Annotated in this window: 1 protein-coding gene; it reads right to left on the reverse strand. The window is 70.1% G+C overall.

Going from position 1 to position 1,571, the window contains the following annotated elements; translation table 11 throughout:
* Window positions 1-24: 24 nt before the first annotated feature.
* A complete protein-coding gene (locus CCN35_RS22185) occupies window positions 25-1,227 on the reverse strand; it encodes an IS110 family RNA-guided transposase (RefSeq protein ID WP_086794051.1) in 1,203 nt (400 codons plus the stop codon).
* Window positions 1,228-1,571: the final 344 nt, after the last annotated feature.

The following is a 1,571-nucleotide window of genomic DNA, read 5'->3' on the forward strand; positions in this document are numbered from 1 at the left end:
GGGGGGGTGCCTCTATGTCTTTCGTCAAGCGAGGCGTGGGGTCCTGGGTTCGTAGAAGGTTCCGTCGCGGAGCATGGCGAACAGGACGTTGATGCGTTGTCGGGCCAGGCGGAGGAGGGCCTGGGTGTGGGTTTTGCCTCTGGCTCGGCACTTGTCGTAGTAGGTGCGGGAGGCGGGGTCGTGCAAGGCGGCGAACGCGGAGAGGAACATCGCGTGTTTGAGCTGCCGGTTCCCGCCTCTGGGCGCGTGTTCGCCGTGGATCGAGGTCCCTGACGATTTGGTGGCCGGTGCGAGGCCGGCGTAGGAGGCCAGGTGGGCGGCGGTGGGGAAGCTGCTGCCGTCGCCGACGGTGGTCAGCAGGACTGCGGCGGTCCTGACGCCGATGCCGGGCATCGAGGTCAGGACCTGGGAAAGAGGGTGGGCTTCCAGCAGGGCCTCGATCTGGGCTTCCAGGGCCCGGCGTTGTTCATGGACGGCGGCCAGGGATTTGGCCAGGGACGGCACGATCAGGTCCAGGGTGTTGGTGCCCGGGACGACGACGGTCTGTTCGTCGAGGGCGGTGAAGATGTCGTCGACGAGTCGGGTGGCCATGCGGGGTGCCCTGGGCCGGATGGCCTCGATGAGTTTGCGGCGGCCGGCCTTGCGCAGAGCGGCCGGGGATCCGTAGCGCTCCAGGAGCCAGGTGATGGCGGGGTGGTCCAGGCGGGGGCCGAGGACGCGTTCGAGGCTGGGGTGGAACTGGGTGAGCAGGCCGCGGATGCGGTTGGAGGTGCGGTTGGCCTCGCCGGCCAGGTCCTGGTCGAAGCCGACCAGCATGGTCAGCTCGGCGGTGATCTCGTCGGCGAGGTCGAGGGAGCGCAGGGTGTGGGGCATGGTGCGGGCGGCGTCTGCGATGACGGCCGCGTCGCGGGCGTCGGTCTTGGCCTCACCTGGGTAGAGGTCGGCGATCCGGCGCATCGCGAGTCCGGGCAGGTAGGCGACCTGGCAGCCCGCGTCGCGGGCGACGGTCAGCGGCAGGGCGCCGATGGAGGCGGGCTGGTCCACAACCACCAGGACGGTGCCGAACTTGGCCCTGAGCTTGTCGAAGACGGCCCGCAGCTGGGGTTCGCCGTTCGGCAGGGCCTTGTCGAAGACCTTCTTCCCAACCGGGGTGAGCCCGTGGCCGTGATGGTGGCTCTTGCCAACGTCCAGGCCGAGGAAGACGCTCGTCTCGTCGATGTCGATCACCGTGCCCCCACATGCGTCGATGCTGTGCCGGCCTGGGCGGCGGGGCCGTTCGCGCGCATCCACGTTATGCAGACCTGCCGCCCGCGAGCTGCCCGGCATTGCGCCGGGCCGGACGGTGGCCGGACCTCTGATCAGCGTCTCCGACGGCACCTCCCGGGCCCGGTGACACCACCCCCCAGGTCATCCGATCGACAGGGGGCAACAGTCATGCCGAGCCCGGAGGCCAGCGGCCCTCTTGCAGGACCGCCAAGAAGATAACGGGGGGGGAAGCGGGCGGCGGGGTGCCGTCCGCCTCCCGCCTCCTCACGGCCTTCTCACTGCCGGCCGCGCAGCTTCCGGTAGGT

This window comes from Streptomyces thermovulgaris, assembly GCF_002155915.1.
Taxonomy (GTDB): Bacteria; Actinomycetota; Actinomycetes; order Streptomycetales; family Streptomycetaceae; genus Streptomyces; species Streptomyces thermovulgaris.